Here is a 17,334-nt window from a genome sequence, read left to right on the forward strand (position 1 = left end):
CCGATAGGAGGGGATTTTATGTTTACACCACTTGCTGCTGATTTCTTTCATGCTCCCACTTTGGAACTGTCCCGCAATTTGCTTGGCCAGATTTTGGTCCATGAATTGCCGGAAGGCCTCGTGGCGGGACGCATCGTCGAAACGGAAGCCTATATGGGAGCGGAAGATCGCGCTGCCCACAGCTTCGGCAATCGGCGCACGAAACGAACAGAAATCATGTTCGGAAAACCTGGCCTTGTTTATACCTATCAAATGCATACCCATACATTGATCAATGTCGTCAGCGGGCCGGAAGATACCCCGCGGGCGATTTTGATTCGTGCAGTCGAACCGGTCGAAGGCATTGACTTGATGGCAGAACTGCGCGGAAAACATATGCCGATCAAGCAATGGACCAGCGGACCCGGAAAGCTGACCAAAGCGCTGGGCATTACAATGGATTATTACGGCCATCACTTTACAGAAAAGCCGCTTTACATTGCACAAGGAGATCCGGTCCATGCAGTCGCAGTCGGGCCGCGTGTCGGCATCGGAAATTCACTGGAAGCTGTCCATTACCCTTATCGTTTCTGGGAACAAGACAATCCGTTTGTATCGAAATTTCGTTAGTTCTGTGTTTAATTTCCTTCTTTCGTGGAATACTGAGAAAGAATGATTAAAACAGAAGGAGTGGAAGATAGTGGCTAAAATTGCAACGTTAATTACAGATATGTTCGAAGATGTAGAATATACAGATCCGTCGAAAGCATTCAATGACGCAGGTCACGAAGTTTTCACCATTGAAAAAGAAGCGGGCAAAGAAGTGACAGGCAAACAGGGTGAGGCGGTTGTTGCAATCGACAAGGGAATCGACGATGTCAGCCCGGACGATTACGATGCACTGTTCCTGCCGGGCGGATTTTCACCGGATCAGCTGCGTGCAGATGACCGTTTTGTTGAATTTACAAAAGCATTCATGGATGCGAAAAAACCGGTCTTCGCGATTTGTCATGGCCCGCAATTATTGATTACGGCCAAAGCGTTAGAAGGCCGCAAAGCAACAGGGTATAAATCGATTCAAGTTGATATGGAATATGCAGGAGCTACAGTAGTCGATGAAGAAGTGGCAGTATGCCAGGACCAATTGGTGACGAGCCGCCAACCGGATGACTTGCCGGCATTCAATCGCGAATCACTTCGTCTGCTGGAACAATTGGCTTAATAAGAAAATGGAAACCGGATCAGCAATGCTGATCCGGTTTTTTATGGATAAATGCAATTGAGATGCAATAGAGCGAGAAAAGTTATCCCGGTAGTCACATTTTCCTCTTGAATACATAAGTGTTTACTTATATAATGAAATGATTGCAGAAGGAATAAAAGAGAATGATAAGCAGGGAGTTGTATAGCACGTGGATGTTTGGTTAGCGAGTTTTATATTTATTGTGACATTGATATTTGTTATTTGGCAGCCCAGAGGCTTGTCAATCGGCTGGTCGGCAATTGCGGGGGCTGTTGTGGCGCTGTTATTTGGCGTGGTAGATTTCGGTGATGTTTGGGATGTGACCGGCATTGTCTGGAACGCGACGTTGACGTTTGTCGCCTTGATCATCATTTCATTGATTCTTGATGAAATTGGATTTTTTGAATGGGCAGCTTTACACATGGCGCGTTTTGCCAAAGGCAGCGGCTTGCGGATGTTCTTCCTCGTCATCATGTTAGGGGCGGTCGTTGCCGCTTTGTTTGCAAATGACGGTGCCGCATTGATTTTAACGCCAATTGTGCTGGCGATGGTTCGGGCTTTGAAATTCAAAGATGCCATGATTTTACCGTTTATCATGGCTTGTGGATTTATCGCCGATACGGCGTCTCTGCCTTTTGTCGTAAGCAACTTGGTCAATATCGTCTCTGCAGACTTCTTTGGCATCGGATTTACTGAATACGCCATCCGGATGGCTGTGCCGAACTTGTTCAGCATCGCTGCAAGTATGCTTGTGCTGTATCTGTATTTCCGAAAAGACATTCCAAAGCATTTTGATGACAGTGTTTTGAAAACCCCGGCTTCAGCAATAAAGGATATCAAGATTTTCCGTTTGTCATGGGTGGTGCTGGTGATTTTGCTGATCGGCTATTTCAGCAGTGAAGCTTTGAATATCCCGGTTTCCTTGATTGCCGGAGCGGTAGCCATCATTTTCCTGGCGATTGCACGGAGAAGCAAATCGGTTGAAACGATGACCGTTTTAAAAGGAGCGCCTTGGGCCATCGTCTTTTTCTCGATCGGTATGTATGTTGTCGTTTATGGCCTGAGAAATGTTGGGCTGACATCGGTGCTCGCGACGGCCATCGAATGGACAGCGAGCCATGGGTTGTATGCAGCCACCATTGGTATGGGCTTTATCGCAGCTATTCTTTCCTCGGTCATGAACAATATGCCGACAGTCATGATCGATGCACTTGCCATAGCTGAAACCGATACGACGGGAGTCGTGAGGGAAGCGTTGATTTATGCCAACATCATCGGGTCGGACCTAGGCCCGAAAATTACGCCAATCGGTTCATTGGCAACTCTATTATGGCTGCATGTGCTGAAAACAAAAGGTGTGAAAATCACATGGGGCTATTACTTCAAAATTGGAATTATCCTGACGATACCAACTTTGTTCATCACATTGACGGGCTTGTATTTGTGGCTCAACATTTTAAATTAAAACAACGAAAAAAGGAGCTTGCCGCAGGCGAGCTCCTTTTTGCTAGTCTAGAAATTTTGCTAAATAGATTTCGTTATGTGGTTTTCCGTCGATCATCATTGATTTTTGGCGGATGCCTTCAGATTCAAAACCGGCATTTTCATACAATTTGCGTGCAGGTTCATTTTCTTCGACAACGGTCACTTCCAGTCGGGTGATGCCTTTTTCCTTGGACCATTCTTCTGCTTTTTCAAGAAGCGATTTTGCGATGCCTTTGCCTTGCGCATCTTTTTGCAGGCCGAGGTCGATAAAAGCACGATGCGCAGCACGTTTTGCATCATTCCCCATCACCATTAAAAAGCCGACATGCTGGCCATTTAAAATAGCGATGATGATGGTGGAGTGTCCGCTTTGTTTCCACTCGATGATTTGCTTACGGACTTTTTGTGTGGATTGCGTCCGCTCATCTTTTGCGTACAGCATATAATCAGACTCAGATTCCACTGTCTTTTGCAAAGCGGCCAGAGAACGTGCATCTCCATGCTCTGCTGTGCGGATAAGAAGAATGTCCTGGTCCTCATCGTCTTTATTGGAACCTTTTCCATTTGAAAGATCGGCTCTTTCGAATACAACGAAACGGTCAGGTTCCACATCGCTGACAAAATAGCCGGCATCTACCCAGGCGTGAAAATGCTTGGCGGGTGGTTTTGTTTTTTTCCACCAGCTTTTATTCAGGTAGGCAGCATTGGGCAAATTCTGCCCCATAATCTGTTCAATCTCAGAAAAGGTTAATCTTATTGAGGCATTCGTCGCTCCGGAGAAATAATCGGCCAGAGGAATGTATTTCTTTTCCAGTAAAATGGTCACAGGCATCTCTTCCTTCCACCTAACTTTGAATTAGTTAGTCATATTATACCATTCGCATATGCTAAAGTACATAATGAATTTTTAAAATACAGATAATTCTATAAACTTATACTCTTTTAGGTCTATTTTTCTTTCTTTACCAGTTGGATTTATTTGAATAGCGGTCTTATGGTAGAATAAATACAGAAACTAAGAATTCCAGGAGGCTATTATTCATGTCAAATGTTTTAGTATTGGGCCACAAAAATCCGGACACTGATTCGATTTGTTCGGCCATTTCATATGCTTATTTAAAAAATGAAATGGGCATGGTTGCTGAACCGATCCGTTTAGGGGAAGTGAACAACGAAACCATTTTCGCACTGGAAACATTTAAGTTCGACCAGCCACGATTGGTGACGCAAGTTTCCAAAGAAGCATCACAAGTGATTCTGGTGGACCACAACGAACGCCAGCAAAGTGCTGAAGACATCAATGAAGTACAAGTGATCGAAGTGGTCGACCATCACCGCATCGCCAACTTCGAAACCACTGACCCGCTTTACTTCCGCGCGGAACCTGTTGGCTGCACGACGACCATCATCTTGAAGTTATTTAAAGAAAACGGTATTGAAGTGCCGCCGAATATTGCAGGCTTAATGCTGTCAGCCATTATTTCGGATTCACTGCTTTTCAAATCACCGACTTGTACGAAGCAGGATGTTGACGCTGCTGCCGAATTGGCAGAAATTGCGGGCGTTGATGCACAAAGCTACGGCCTTGATCTGTTGAAAGCCGGAGCTGATCTAAGCAATAAAACATTGGAAGACTTGATTTCATTGGATTCAAAAGAATTTGAAGCAGGCGACCGCCGTTTTGAAGTCGCTCAAGTCAATGCAATTGATGTAGAAGAAGTCATGATTCGCCAAAAAGAGCTTGAAGTGCTGATGGCAAATACCATCGCTGCTAAAGATCTTGATCTTTTTGTCTTTGCTGTTACCGATATCCTTAACAACAATTCGGTTGCCATCGTCCTTGGCGAAAGATCCGGCATCATCGAAAGCGCCTTTAAATCGAGCGTTGTTGATAATCGTGTGTTGTTGCCAGGCGTTGTTTCACGTAAAAAGCAAATCGTTCCAGTCATTACAGAAGCATTAAGCTGATTCCCAATGGGAGTCAGTTTTTTTCTTGGGGTGGTATTTTCGTTTGGTTTAAGATGAGTGCTTGTGCATTTCTTATTGTCTAGCTTCGGCGCCTTGAATCTCGGGGTCTTAAGTCATTCCGTCTGTGCGGCAAAAAGCGCCGCTTCGACGATCTGCCTTAAGCCCGTCGATTCAGGACAGGCACCTCAGCTTTTCCTTCTTGTCCAGACTCCAGCAGCCAGCTCCTCGAGTCGCTTCATCCTTTCCAGCAAAGGCTGAAGAACGCCGTTACCGGCAAGGCTTCCAGCGCTTGTCGGAGCTTAACGGCTGCTTCCGCTTTTCTTTCCACAGGCAAAAAAATTGAGCGCTTTTGTTTTCGTTGCTATAGTTAATGGCGAGGTGGATAATATGAAAATTGAAGTTTGGTCAGATTATGTGTGCCCATTCTGCTATATAGGCAAGCGAACTTTGGAGAAGGCATTGGTTCGATCAGGTTTTGAAAGCCAAGCGGAGATTTCGTTTAAGGCCTACCAATTAGACCCGAGTACACCCATTGATTCGACTGTTTCAACTTATGACAGTTTAGCAAAAAAAATGGGGCAGACGGTGGAACAGGCAAAAGAAATGACTAAGGGAGTGGCACAACATGCCCGCTCAGTTGGTTTGGAATATGATTTCGATAACATGATGGAAGCCAATACACTGGCTGCACATCGTTTGGTGAAGTGGGCTGAAACCAAAAATAAGGATGCAGAACTGACTGAACAGCTTATGCACCAGTATTTTGTGGAAGCGAAAAATGTTGGCAATCATGATATTTTATTGAGCATTACAGAATCGATTGGATTGCCGCGAGACGAAGCAAAGCAAGTGCTGGAGTCGGATCAATTCATGGCTCAAGTTCAGTTTGATATCGCGGAAGCTGGCCAAATCGGCGTACAAGGCGTACCGTTTTTTGTAGTCAACCGCAAATATGCGCTTTCCGGTGCACAGCCGTTAGATGCCTTTGTAGAAGCCTTGGAGCAGATTGCTGAAGAAGAAGGCATTCGCCCAAAACTTAAGCCGATGGGTAAAGCGAAAACCACTTATTGTACGGGAGATTCCTGCGAAGGGGTTTAAGTTTGAGGCAGAGTAATTGACTTTTACTCTGCTATTTCTTATGATAAGAAAGTGCTTTTAATTTGAGATAAATAATTTTAATATAATTACAAAAGGAGTTTTACATTAGATGACTAACGTTTTAGTAGTAAAAGCAAATAACCGCCCTGCATCTGAAGGAGTTTCAAGCAAAATGTATGAAGTATTCATGGATTCGATCGGAACAGGTTCTGATCTTGACATCAATACGTTTGACGTATTTAAAGAAGATATGCCTTATTTCGGTCAGGACTTCTTTGACGCAATGCAAAAATCAGCTCAAGCTGAAGAAATGACTGAATTGGAGCAACGTATTCTGACTGCTGCCAACAAAGCAATGGACGCATTCATGGATGCTGATGTGGTTGTCTTCGCATTCCCATTATGGAATAAAACAATTCCTGCGCCTTTGCAAACGTTCATCGACTATGTTTACCGTGCAGGCGTTACGTTCAAATATACAGCTGAAGGCCCGGTTGGCCTAGTTCCTGAGAAAAAAGTCATCATCTTGAATGCGCGCGGCGGAGTTTATTCAACACCAGAAATGGCTCCTGCTGAAATGAGCGTTAACTATATCCGTTTGATCATGGACTTCTTCGGCATCACTGACATTGAAGAAGTGATCATTGAAGGACACAACATGTACCCAGACCGCGCTGAAGAAATCATTGCGGACGGCATGAAACGCGTAGAGCAAGCTGCAAATTCATTAGTAAAAGTAAACGCATAATTTTAAAATGAAGGACTGCCCTTAACGGGTGGTCCTTTTTTTGCTTTAAAAGGCGGTTGGACAGTAAATGTGTCAAATCGGACAGTATTTCCGAAATCTGGACAGTATTTTGTCTAAATTGGACAGTATGTCCAAATAACTGGAAATTTCCACTGCTCTCCCATTATATTGATTAGGATTTTTCAATGGGGGTAGACATTTACTAAAAGCTTTCTTAAGGAGGAACGGCATGGTACAAGGTGATAACGTGAGTCGGGTTCCAGAAGAGCAGAAGTCGTATTGGAGAGAATACAAGGATATACCGAGCTATCCCGCTTTACAGGAAAATGAATCGACAGATATTGCGGTTGTAGGCGGAGGTATGGTTGGGATTATCAGCGCTTACCTATTGGCGAAAGCCGGCAAAAAAGTGACGTTGATTGAGGCTGGGAAATTAGTGGACGGGGTTACGGGTTATACGACGGCAAAAATTACGGCGCAGCATGGCCTGTTTTATTACCCGCTGGTCAAGCTGGTGGGAGAAGAACAGGCGAAGCTCTATTATGAGGCAAATATGGACGGGCTGAAGTTCATTGAAGAAACAGCGAGAGAGCTCAATATCGACTGCGATTTTTCCTATCACAATGCATTTGTTTATGCCAATACGGCAGTAGGAGCGAAATTGGTAGAAAAAGAAGCCGAAACTTATCGGCAGCTGGGCATCGAGGGAGAATTGGCGAAAGATGAAGTTGAGTTGCCATTCCAAGTAAAAGAAGCAGTGGTCATGCGCGGACAAGCGCAATTCCATCCGGTGAAATTCCTTGCTGGGCTGGTAAAGGAAATTGAGCGGCTGGGCGGCAAGATTTATGAACAGACCCGTGCTGTAAAAATTTTAAGCAAAAACGATCCCGTGATCCAAACCGAAAATCTATCGCATTTATCGTGCAATAAAGTCATTGTGGCTACCCATTACCCATTCAATGATTTTGATGGGATGTATTTCTCCCGCTTATCGATCAATCGATCATATATCATCGCAGCCAAAGTGAATGGAGATGTACCGAACGATATGTACATCAGCGGCGATATGCCTTCCCGTTCGTTGCGCTATGCACCGGGTGAAAACGGAGAGAAGCTGTTGTTGATCGGCGGCGATGGCCATGCGACTGGAAAAAGTTCCAGCGAAACGATGGAACATTACCGCAATCTCGAGAAATTCGGAGAAGAGCATTTCGGCATCCAGGAGATTCCGTACCGCTGGTCTGCACAGGACATGACAACACTCGACCAAATTCCGTATATTGGAACCATCACTGCAGGCTATGACAACATCTTGGTAGCTACAGGTTTCCATAAATGGGGGATGTCGAACGGCGCACTGGCGGGTATCCTGCTGACTGATCAAATTTTAGGCAAAGAAAATCGCTACGCACCGGTATTCAGTCCGACCCGCCCGAAAATGAAAGCTGTGGATGTTGCAAGCTTTGCGAAAGACAACGCCTCAGTTGCGAAGGAATTGGTGAAAGGCAAGCTGAAAAGAGCTTCCAAAACAGTGGATGATTTGGGCAAAGATGAAGGTTCACTTGTTAAAGTCGGCAAGAAGAAAGCAGGCGGCTACCGTGATGAATATGGCCAAGTCCATCTCGTCGATACCACTTGCACCCATATGGGCTGTGAAGTGAATTGGAATGACGCGGAACGTTCTTGGGATTGCCCATGCCACGGTTCCCGCTTCTCTTATACGGGGGATGTGCTGAACGGACCAGCCGTAAAACCTTTAAAGAAAATCGAACAGGAATACTGAAAAGCGTAAGCGCCCGTTTAGCTCTGCCGGGCATAAGACGATCTGGCGAAGCGGTGTGTTTTCAGCCGCATAGGCAGAGTGGCTTATGACCCAAAGAGCTGGGCGCTGGAGTCTAGACACTGAAAAGCGTAAGCGCTTGTACAGAGGAACGTAAGCTAAAGGCGCGACTTCCTGTCGCACCGCTTACGTGATCCGCCTCCTGCGGACCTCTGGCAGACATAAAATAATAAAATAAAAAAGCAGTGCGAGAAAATTTTCTCGCACTGCTTTTGCTTTATTCCTTAAGCTGGGTTGCCTTCTAATTCTAATGTGATTTTGATATCTTCGCCGACAAGTACCCCGCCAGTTTCAAGGGCCTGGTTCCATGTAAGGCCAAAATCTCTGCGGTTTACTTTGCCTTCTACGTTAAATGCCACAACTTCAACGCCCCATGGGTTTGTTGCTTTGCCGCCGTATTCCACTTCAAATGTAACAGGGCGAGTAACGTCTTTCATTGTAAGATCGCCAGTCAATTCGTATTCATCGCCTTTTTTGATGATGTCATTAGCTTTGAATGTAATATATGGGAATTGTTCAACATCAAAGAAATCAGCAGAGCGCAAGTGGTTATCGCGATCTGTGTTGCTTGTATCGATGCTTGCTACGTCAATTTTAAAGTCGATCAATGCGCCTTGCAAATCTTCTTCATTTGCTTCAACGGTTGCTTCGTAAGATGTGAAAGCGCCTTTTACTTTTGAAATCATCATGTGTTTTACTGAGAATCCGACTTCCGAGTGTGCTGTGTCTACTGTCCATTTTTTCATGTTAAATTCCTCCTAGATATAATGTTCTGAAATCAATATACCAGGTATAAATCTCGATGTCAATAGTTATTAATTAATAATTCTCGAATTCAAGATATTATTTTATTGGACTTTCGTACCTAAGAACGTTATATCGCTTGTCAAATCGGGCTGAAAATTGGATACTAGTAGAAGCTATAAGTTTAGAAGGGATTTGCTTTGAATGACGAAAGAACAATGGTTGACGGATTTACGCGAGTTTTTGGCGGATGATCACGTCAAGATGGATGAGCCGCTACACCTCCATACATTAACTAAAATGGGTGGGCCAGCTGATATTTTTGTGACACCGACTACTGAAGACGAAACTGCATTTGCAGTTAAATACGCATATAAAAACAATATACCTTTATTGCTTCTAGGAAACGGATCCAATATGGTTGTCCGGGACGGAGGGTTCCGTGGAATCGTTCTGACGCTGAAAAGCCTAGAGGCGATTCGTATAGATGGAACTCATGTTTATGCGCAAGGTGGAGCGAACATCAAGAAAGTCTCGAAAATCGTGGCAGCGAAACAACTGACTGGATTTGAATTTGCTTGTGGGATTCCTGGGTCCATCGGTGGCGCCATGGCGATGAATGCCGGCGCATACGGCGGGGAAATCAAGGACATCATTAAACAGGCGACAGTTCTTTCGAAAGAAGGAGAAAAATTGGTTTTGTCCAAGGAAGATTTGGCTCTTGGCTACCGGAAGAGCATCATCACTAAAAAAGGCTTTTACGTCTTGTCGGCCGAATTTGAACTCGAAGTCGGTAAACAAACGGTCATTGATGCCAAAATGAGTGAATTGACTTATCAGAGAGAAAGCAAGCAACCGCTGGAATTTCCTTCTGCAGGCAGTGTCTTTAAACGGCCGCCTGGTAATTTTGCGGGGAAATTGATTCAAGAAAGCGGTCTGCAGGGACGAGGATTCGGCGGAGCGGAAGTATCCACTAAACACGCTGGCTTTATTGTCAATAAAAACAATGCTTCCGCCAACGATTATATTCAGACGATTGAAATGGTCAAAGCGGCTGTTCAGGAAAAGTTTGGCATTGATTTGGAGCTTGAGGTGAAGATTGTAGGAGAAGATTTAACTTAATTAGACGGAAGATGCCCTTTTGCCGGGCATCTTTTTTTAATGGAAAAAGGAATTGATCCTTCGACAGTCGAATAAAACATAATACGAAAAAAGGGGGCACGACAATGGGTGGGAAAGTTAAGAATAAGAGATGGCTGAAATGGCTTTTAGGGATTTTGGGTGTACTCGTCGCAATTGCAATAGCAGCGCTTATTTTTGTAAACGTTTACATAGGGAAATCCAAGCCGCTTATTGAAGGGGAAGCGGCAGTAGCAATATTGGACAGTAATGTGACAGTTGTGCGTGACGATATCGGCGTTCCGCATATTCGAGCTGAAACCGACGCAGACCTTTACCGTGCGCAGGGCTATGTGCAGGCACAGGATCGCATGTTCCAGATGGATTTATCCCGCAGGCAAGCAAGCGGCCGTTTGGCGGAAGTGATTGGAGCGGATGCAGTCGATACCGACAAGTTTTTCCGGACATTCAGTTTACGGGATGCTGCCGAGAAATCCTGGGACGGCTATGACGCAGAAGCGAAACAGGTGCTTGAGTGGTATGCAGAAGGCGTTAACGCTTATATGGAAGAAGCTAAAGAAAGTGGGGATTTGAGTTTTGAATTTGCGCTGCTCGGTTTTGAACCAGAGGAATGGACACCTGTCGATTCTTTGACGATCGGTAAGTTCATGGCTTATGACCTTGGGGGACATTGGAACACGCTGGCCGTCCGCCATTGGGCATTAAATGAATTCCCGGAAGACAAAGCACGGGAATTATTTATCGAATACCCTGAAGATGCACCGGCTATCTTGGCGGCCAACAAACAATCGCAAGTTAAAGTGGCAGGTGAATTCGATGCTTCTGTCATTCCGCCTGAATTCAACGGCAGCAACAACTGGGTGGTATCCGGAGACAAAACGGCAAGCGGCAAGCCGTTGCTTGCGGACGATCCGCATCTTGGGCTCAGCACACCATCCATTTGGTACCAGATGCATTTGGAATCACCCGAACAAAACGTCAGCGGCGTGATTTTTTCCGGCATCCCTGGAATTATTCTGGGGCATAACGAAGAAATCGCTTGGGGTGTGACCAATGTGGGCCCGGATGTTCAGGATCTTTACATTGAAACACCGAACCCCGATGACCCGACACAATTTCAGTATGAAGGCGAATGGGAACAGGCGGAAGTAAGAGACGAACCGATTAAAGTGAAAGATGCGGAAACAGAGGCATTCGAAGTGCTGGTGACGAGACATGGGCCAGTTGTATCGAATGTCCTGTATGAAGACGAAGATCCGGGCGCAGTCTTTTCGATGCAGTGGACTGCCCTTGAACCGACGCTTGAACTGCAGGCGGTCCTTAATTTCAATAAAGCATCCAATTGGGAAGAGTTCGAATTGGCATTAGAGGACTTTCAGGCACCTGCACAGAACTTCGTTTTCGCATCCACGGATGGAACCATCGCCTATAAAGCGAATGGCCGTATTCCAATCCGCAAATCCGGGGACGGCCAGTTGCCGGTTCCAGGAGACTCAGCGGAATATGGATGGGAAGGATATGTGCCATTTGATGAATTGCCGCAGTCGGTCAATCCGGAAAACGGATTTATCGCTACAGCGAACAACGAAGTGGTTGACGATTCCTATCCTTATCACATCACCGATTTCTGGGCGCAGCCCTATCGCTATGAGCGAATTGCGGAAGTGCTGGAAGCATCAGATGAGTTGACTGCGCAGGATATGATGGACCTGCAGATGGACCAAAAGAATTTATATGCCGCAGAGTTTTTGGCAGACATGATTGCTAACGTACGCAACAGCACTGATGAATACAATGAAGTGCTGGCTTTGCTTGAAGAGTGGGATCAGGTGGACAGCAAAGATCAGGCGGCGCCATTGGTTTTCCATAAATGGATGAAGCAATTGCCTGAGACGTTATTGAGCGAACAATTCCCTGATGACGTATTTGAAATGTTGGCAGGCAAAAACCACATCACCGATGAAATGATGCGGAATGCATTTGCAGGAGATGAAGGTGCTTGGGTAACCGAATACGGCGGATTGGAAAAATGGCTGCTCGATTCGCTGGAGACGGCAGTGAGTGACATTGAAGAAGAGCAGGGAAGTGATTTGGCTGACTGGACGTGGGGTGAGCATCACCAATTGACTTTCCCGCATCCGATTGCGGGCGCTTCGTCCATTTTCGCCGCATTCCTGAACCCGGATCCAGTACCGATCGGCGGTTCCAATATCACGGTTCAGGCAGCTGCGTCCACACCGGAAGGCAATGTCAATCACGGAGCGTCTTGGCGATTTGTGGCCGATCTTGCTGATTTATCGAGTGCCTACCATATTGTTGGACCAGGATTGAGCGGACATTTGAAATCTGATTACTTCCATAACCAAGTGGACGATTGGGCTGAAGGCGATTTTCATGAGACGGAAATTACCGAAGACGTAAAAGGGTCGACATTAATTTTAAAGGCTGAATAAGTTCTAGCCGAAAATCGTTCGAAAAGGTCTGTAGATAGTCGCGAACGTTCGTAAAGTGTTTTGACACATTTACGAACGTTCTTTTGGTGGGTTTATAGAAGATGTTGAACCGTTCGTAAAAGTACACTTTTACGAACGGTTTTTTAATAGTTAATTAAAAGTGAAATTGCGTTTAGCTTATTCGGAATAAACAAATAATGGTAATGTAAAAAGAAGGGAAAATAACTTTTTAGTCTATTTTTGTAAGAGTAGAGCATGGTGTCTAAGTGAAAGATATAAATGAAGGAGGCGACTAAATGAAAAAATGGAGTTGGATTTTACTCGTGCTTAGTGTCATCCTGGTATATTGGCTTTGGCCAAAGGCAAGCATCGAAAAACCAATTGTGGTATCGGCTCAAGTAATGGAGTACACCAGCACGATGACTATTTCCTATATCACTACAAAAAAAGATGACACGCATTTAATGGAGGTCGCAGTGAACGGAAAAGGCTTTTATGCTCCATCTCGAACCGAGAATGGAGCAGAAGGAAGAAACAACCAAGTTGCCAGAAAGCTGACTACCCAAAATGGCTATCAGCTGCGGGAAGCTACAATTAAGTTAAACAAAGAGGAACTAGCTTATCTCCTACCTGATGATTCGAACCGCACTTTTTCGGCGGATTTTTCCTTCGCAGATTATTCACCCGTAAAAGCTGATGGTATTCTGCTATTGGAAGATGAAGCGGCAGAGGGAAGCTTGGAACAAGATCAGCTGCATTATACATTTACGGCATCTGAACCATTGTCTGTTTTTACAATAGGCCATTACAGTTCAGTTGCCACCGTCTCCTGGTCTCATAATGGCAGAGAAATGAAATTGCCATTAGCAATGGAAAAAGGAGATATGTTGGACATTCATTTTGACGGAACCTATCAAATGGGATCAACGGATGAACTTCTATTGGAAATTCAAACAGCAGGCGACAACTATTACACAAAACATTTAAAAGAAACCGTTCAGCTGCCAGATGGATACTTAAAACAACTTGTAAACGAGAACCGAAAGTTGTCGTATTGAGGGGAATTTGCCTATCCTGAATTGTTGGCAGTCCGATAGGGGGAGGGTCTGAAATACATAAAAGGTGCTAATTTAGAGGAATCGAATTTAACTTATGTGCAGTTAAATTACATTCAAACGTAGTTAAATATTTAAGAATATTATCTAAACAAAAATGAAATATAAGGAGTTTGTGATGAAAAAAAACATAAGTTCTATAATCGTGATTTTGGCATTGATCGGCTTATTAGTTGCAACGTTTTTTCTTCAGTATGAATTTTTATTTCTAACTCGTATTGTTTCACTTATCTTCGCAATCGTTTATTTAGTAATTGAAGTAAAGCAAGAGTATTTCTCAAAACGCAAGCCATTATTTATTCTCTTTAGTGTCATTAGCATGTTAGTTATAGCTGTAGGCATTATAGTTGATGAGACTTCAGCGACTGATGGATTCCATGCTAGAAGTTTTATGCTCCTAGTATTTGTTTTCATTCTTCTGGTCGTTAGCTATAAAGATTTATACAACAAAAACGAGGGTGGAAAGTAATTTCAGTTCAACTTTAGCTTTATAAATTCTATGATTTGAATGTAACTTATTGTGAATTAAGTTACATTCAAATGGCCAGATAAGAGAGCTCTCCTATCTGGCCTTCGTTGTTACTCTTCCTTATTTTTAAACTCTATTTTCCTCTGATTGCACTTTTTGACTAGGATGTTTGATTCTCCAAAGGAAAAATATAGTTAGTAAAACATAAAATACTGTAGCAATAAGAAAAAAGGGTTTGTTTTGAGAATAGGAAAAGGAATCACTAGTGAATAAGATTAGAAAGTATACCGTCCACATTCCGACGATTTGAAGCAGCTGGTTCATGAGATTAGATTTAAACATGTCATCGTCCCTTTCGCTAGAAAAATTTTAATAATTTATTTGATATTATATATACCATTTTTCTCCAGTGAGGTTTCGTTTTTTCTCAAAATAGAGATTTTAAAGTTTTTGAATGTAACTTATTAGCAAGTAAGTAACATTCAGTTCCCTTTGTTATCTCTACTCAGTTAAAGTTCCATAGTTGAAATAACTTCAGGTGCTATTCTCTATTTTTAGTTGTTCAGTAGATTAATTTTCTACCAGAATTTTTTCTGCAACTTCTTTATTTGCACCTGCTTTTTCGATCCGGATTTTCACCTTATCCCCACGTTCTAGATCACTTAGCTTGTCTTTAGCACCATCTATCTCAGTGTTTTCAGATAAGAAAATCTCATAAACAGGGTAATCTCCTTCACGCTCTGTCATAGGGGGCACTATGACAATGCTATTTTCCTTAATTTCTTCAATAAAGCCTTCATAGTCACTCGAATTATTTGCAGGACATCCAATCAAAAAAATTACAAGAGTGAGTGTAATGATAAGTCGATTTATCAATAGAGTCCTCCTTCAAAAAAAAGTTTTTTCTGTTACTTTATCATGAAATTTATTGATGGATGGAAAAATTTTCTACTGAGTTTGAATATAACTTAATCCTAGTTAAGTTATATTCACACCCCTTATTCTAGCGAAGTTGTAAACATAAGAAGAAAAAGTGAATTTGCTAGAAAAAATGATATATTGAAAAGACCATTCAGTACGTTTTTATAATTATAAATTAACGGACTAACGAAGTGGTTTAGTTGAAGGAAGCATATGGATTCCAAATAGAAGTGTACATCAAATAAGATATATTTAAATGCATGATTGGTTTGAACGAGATAAGACGCAAAACAATCTCCCTGTTTCATTTCAAAAGAAAGGAAATGTGAAAATGACATATAAATTACATTTTACTATCCCTACATTTACAGAGGACTTGGATACCTTTCCAATCCCTGAAAATGAAAATTATGATTATTGGGTTCCTTTAATAAGCTATTTTCTTAAGCAATCAACTATCATCGAAATCCATTGCTGGAATGACGAAAAAAATGTTATTGAGGAAACGACCTTGTTGTTCAAAGACTCTTTTAAAATAGTAAATGGAAGAGAGGTTACTGTTATTAAAGGAAGCAAAACGGATAATATATCACACCACTTGTTGTACGAGAACCTAAAAAAAAACGGTAAATTAAAATGGTTTTCGATTTTTTTTATTAAAAACAACATTCCCCTTTTTCACTCTGAGCATTGGGGAACCGAGTTTTTTGCTCCGAATCTCAGGGAAGAAAGCATAGCATACATCAAATCGATCACACCCGCAGGTACAGATTTTCATCAATACAACTAAAATAATTGCACTAAGCTGTTTCGTTCAATGAGATGCATAGCAGTTGCCAGCGAAAAGGTTAACTTTCTTAAGGGGTTTCAATGCAATAGGATTTAAAGAAAGTTAAACCCGGTTCATTAATTTCGTTACATTTAAAAATACTATTCATGTATTCACTGCCTAGTATACATATCATGAAGTCATCGGAAGAAGACCGCTGGAGAAGGAAATTTATTTCTAGAAAAAAGAAAGGCCCAAAGCGAATTTTTTTCGCTTTGGGTCTTTCTTTTTGAAGCGATTATAACTTCACTCTGTTTATTTCGCTGTTAATTCCTCTTCGGTCGCCCATTTGTGATTGGTTATTAATTCACTGCCGGTCGTAGGGATTAAATCGATCATATAGACGATTGTGTCCTTGACCGAATCAATCGTAGCCGTTGCACCATCCATTCCCTCCATATGATTGAAAAAGTTTTGAAAACTGAATTTTCTCCATCATTTCTCGATAGTTTCTTTTTATAATCAACAGTAGAATAGTGGATTTTTCCAAGCTAGAAAATCGAAGGAAGCAGTGGCCCGGACAATGGGGTTATTGATTGGCCTGTCGAAAAAGACCGATTGGAAACTGGTACAGAATTGGTGGCGGACCACTGGTTACAAGATTTTCGCGATTAATGTAAGACGGTTGAAAGCGTAAAACGAAATTGGCTGTAAGATTCCAACAACATTCTTTTAACTGGGGGAGTGGGAATGAAAATTCAGGTCATCTGCGAAGACTGTGAGAGTATTGAAGAGTTTGATTCACCTAAGAAAGATGGAGAAGTTGGCATTCACTCAATCGAACAAAGTTTCAGAGTAGGTGTGAGTTGGAAGAACGAAGTGATTGAAAATTTTCAAGACGAGTTCATCGACAAGATAGGCAAGGCAAAATCGAATAAAGAAAGAAGGCGAATTCTGGAAGATGGGATTACAGAAAATGCGTTTTCTGAGACAATCGATTTTGAACTGAGTTTTACCTGTAGGGGATGTGGAAATCGGATTATCTTGAATGACTTTCATCTGTTAGATTTGATGGGATTCTAAGTGATGCAGCCTTTCTTTACGGCTGGATCTATTAAAGAAAAGGGGAATAGCCATTACAAAGCGGACAGAATAAAATAAAAAACGTTGTGGAACATTTTCTTGATTAACATACGAGGGCTTATCGGAAGTTAGCGGCAAATACTAAATATAAATTCGAGGTTTCTATTAGCTGTGTCGAAAAAGGGCACCACGCATTTGTAATAATTAAAGCAAAGTGAAGCGCAACAATGATGCCCTCCATTAAAGCAGCCAATAAACATGATATTTTTCAATAAGTTA

The 17,334-nt window shown here is 42.7% G+C and carries 17 protein-coding genes; 13 read left to right on the forward strand and 4 right to left on the reverse strand.

Annotation, left to right across the window (positions count from 1 at the left end):
- Positions 1 to 18: 18 nt before the first annotated feature.
- From H9630_RS10920 to H9630_RS10930, 3 genes are all read left to right on the forward strand, one after another.
- The gene (locus tag H9630_RS10920; RefSeq protein WP_191715515.1) at positions 19 to 609 is read left to right on the forward strand and encodes a DNA-3-methyladenine glycosylase; all 591 of its coding nucleotides are present in this window, start codon (positions 19 to 21) and stop codon (positions 607 to 609) included.
- 70 nt (positions 610 to 679) lie between these two features.
- Positions 680 to 1,201, forward strand: coding sequence for a type 1 glutamine amidotransferase domain-containing protein (locus H9630_RS10925; RefSeq protein ID WP_318247994.1), 522 nt, complete (start codon positions 680 to 682; stop codon positions 1,199 to 1,201).
- Between the two features lie 190 nt (positions 1,202 to 1,391).
- The gene (locus H9630_RS10930) at positions 1,392 to 2,687 is read left to right on the forward strand and encodes an arsenic transporter (protein WP_191715516.1); all 1,296 of its coding nucleotides are present in this window, start codon (positions 1,392 to 1,394) and stop codon (positions 2,685 to 2,687) included.
- Positions 2,688 to 2,729: 42 nt separating this feature from the next.
- On the opposite strand, the gene H9630_RS10935 is transcribed toward H9630_RS10930, so the two are convergent.
- A complete protein-coding gene (locus H9630_RS10935) occupies positions 2,730 to 3,539 on the reverse strand; it encodes a GNAT family N-acetyltransferase (RefSeq protein ID WP_225218492.1) in 810 nt (269 codons plus the stop codon).
- 209 nt (positions 3,540 to 3,748) lie between these two features.
- Here H9630_RS10935 and H9630_RS10940 point away from each other — a divergent pair, with 209 nt between their 5' ends.
- The 4 genes from H9630_RS10940 to H9630_RS10955 all read left to right on the forward strand — a co-directional run bounded on the left by H9630_RS10940 (position 3,749) and on the right by H9630_RS10955 (position 8,304).
- Entirely contained in the window at positions 3,749 to 4,675 is a 927-nt protein-coding gene (locus tag H9630_RS10940; protein ID WP_191715517.1) for a manganese-dependent inorganic pyrophosphatase, read from the forward strand.
- Positions 4,676 to 5,062: 387 nt separating this feature from the next.
- Positions 5,063 to 5,773, forward strand: coding sequence for a DsbA family oxidoreductase (locus H9630_RS10945; protein WP_191715518.1), 711 nt, complete (start codon positions 5,063 to 5,065; stop codon positions 5,771 to 5,773).
- A gap of 109 nt (positions 5,774 to 5,882) precedes the next feature.
- Positions 5,883 to 6,521: an FMN-dependent NADH-azoreductase gene (locus H9630_RS10950; protein ID WP_191715519.1), complete on the forward strand. Its 639-nt coding sequence runs from the start codon at positions 5,883 to 5,885 to the stop codon at positions 6,519 to 6,521.
- Between the two features lie 229 nt (positions 6,522 to 6,750).
- Positions 6,751 to 8,304, forward strand: a complete 1,554-nt coding sequence (locus H9630_RS10955; protein ID WP_191715520.1) for an FAD-dependent oxidoreductase — start codon at positions 6,751 to 6,753, stop codon at positions 8,302 to 8,304.
- Between the two features lie 281 nt (positions 8,305 to 8,585).
- Here the strand turns inward: H9630_RS10955 and H9630_RS10960 are convergent, their stop codons facing one another.
- Positions 8,586 to 9,107, reverse strand: coding sequence for a YceI family protein (locus H9630_RS10960; RefSeq protein ID WP_191715521.1), 522 nt, complete (start codon positions 9,105 to 9,107; stop codon positions 8,586 to 8,588).
- A gap of 202 nt (positions 9,108 to 9,309) precedes the next feature.
- On the opposite strand from H9630_RS10960, the gene murB reads away from it, so the two are divergent.
- The 4 genes from murB (at position 9,310) to H9630_RS10980 (ending at position 14,282) form a co-directional block, all read left to right on the forward strand.
- On the forward strand, positions 9,310 to 10,227 hold the full coding sequence (gene murB, locus H9630_RS10965) for a UDP-N-acetylmuramate dehydrogenase (RefSeq protein ID WP_191715522.1): 918 nt from the start codon (positions 9,310 to 9,312) through the stop codon (positions 10,225 to 10,227).
- Positions 10,228 to 10,331: 104 nt separating this feature from the next.
- Positions 10,332 to 12,698, forward strand: coding sequence for a penicillin acylase family protein (locus tag H9630_RS10970; RefSeq protein ID WP_191715523.1), 2,367 nt, complete (start codon positions 10,332 to 10,334; stop codon positions 12,696 to 12,698).
- A 296-nt stretch (positions 12,699 to 12,994) separates the two neighbouring features.
- Positions 12,995 to 13,756 (forward strand): hypothetical protein, encoded by a 762-nt coding sequence (locus H9630_RS10975; protein ID WP_191715524.1) that lies wholly within the window; start codon positions 12,995 to 12,997, stop codon positions 13,754 to 13,756.
- A 175-nt stretch (positions 13,757 to 13,931) separates the two neighbouring features.
- Entirely contained in the window at positions 13,932 to 14,282 is a 351-nt protein-coding gene (locus tag H9630_RS10980) for a hypothetical protein (RefSeq protein WP_191715525.1), read from the forward strand.
- A 570-nt stretch (positions 14,283 to 14,852) separates the two neighbouring features.
- On the opposite strand, the gene H9630_RS10985 is transcribed toward H9630_RS10980, so the two are convergent.
- Entirely contained in the window at positions 14,853 to 15,158 is a 306-nt protein-coding gene (locus H9630_RS10985) for a hypothetical protein (protein ID WP_191715526.1), read from the reverse strand.
- A 301-nt stretch (positions 15,159 to 15,459) separates the two neighbouring features.
- Here H9630_RS10985 and H9630_RS10990 point away from each other — a divergent pair, with 301 nt between their 5' ends.
- A complete protein-coding gene (locus H9630_RS10990; protein WP_225218493.1) occupies positions 15,460 to 15,993 on the forward strand; it encodes a hypothetical protein in 534 nt (177 codons plus the stop codon).
- Positions 15,994 to 16,287: 294 nt separating this feature from the next.
- On the opposite strand, the gene H9630_RS10995 is transcribed toward H9630_RS10990, so the two are convergent.
- Positions 16,288 to 16,431 carry a DUF1541 domain-containing protein gene (locus H9630_RS10995; RefSeq protein ID WP_191715527.1) on the reverse strand — a complete coding sequence of 48 codons (144 nt, stop codon included), beginning with the start codon at positions 16,429 to 16,431 and terminating at the stop codon, positions 16,288 to 16,290.
- A 291-nt stretch (positions 16,432 to 16,722) separates the two neighbouring features.
- Here H9630_RS10995 and H9630_RS11000 point away from each other — a divergent pair, with 291 nt between their 5' ends.
- A complete protein-coding gene (locus H9630_RS11000; RefSeq protein ID WP_191715528.1) occupies positions 16,723 to 17,055 on the forward strand; it encodes a hypothetical protein in 333 nt (110 codons plus the stop codon).
- Positions 17,056 to 17,334: the final 279 nt, after the last annotated feature.

Source organism: Planococcus wigleyi, from assembly GCF_014836985.1.
GTDB classification, from domain to species: domain Bacteria; phylum Bacillota; class Bacilli; order Bacillales_A; family Planococcaceae; genus Planococcus; species Planococcus notacanthi.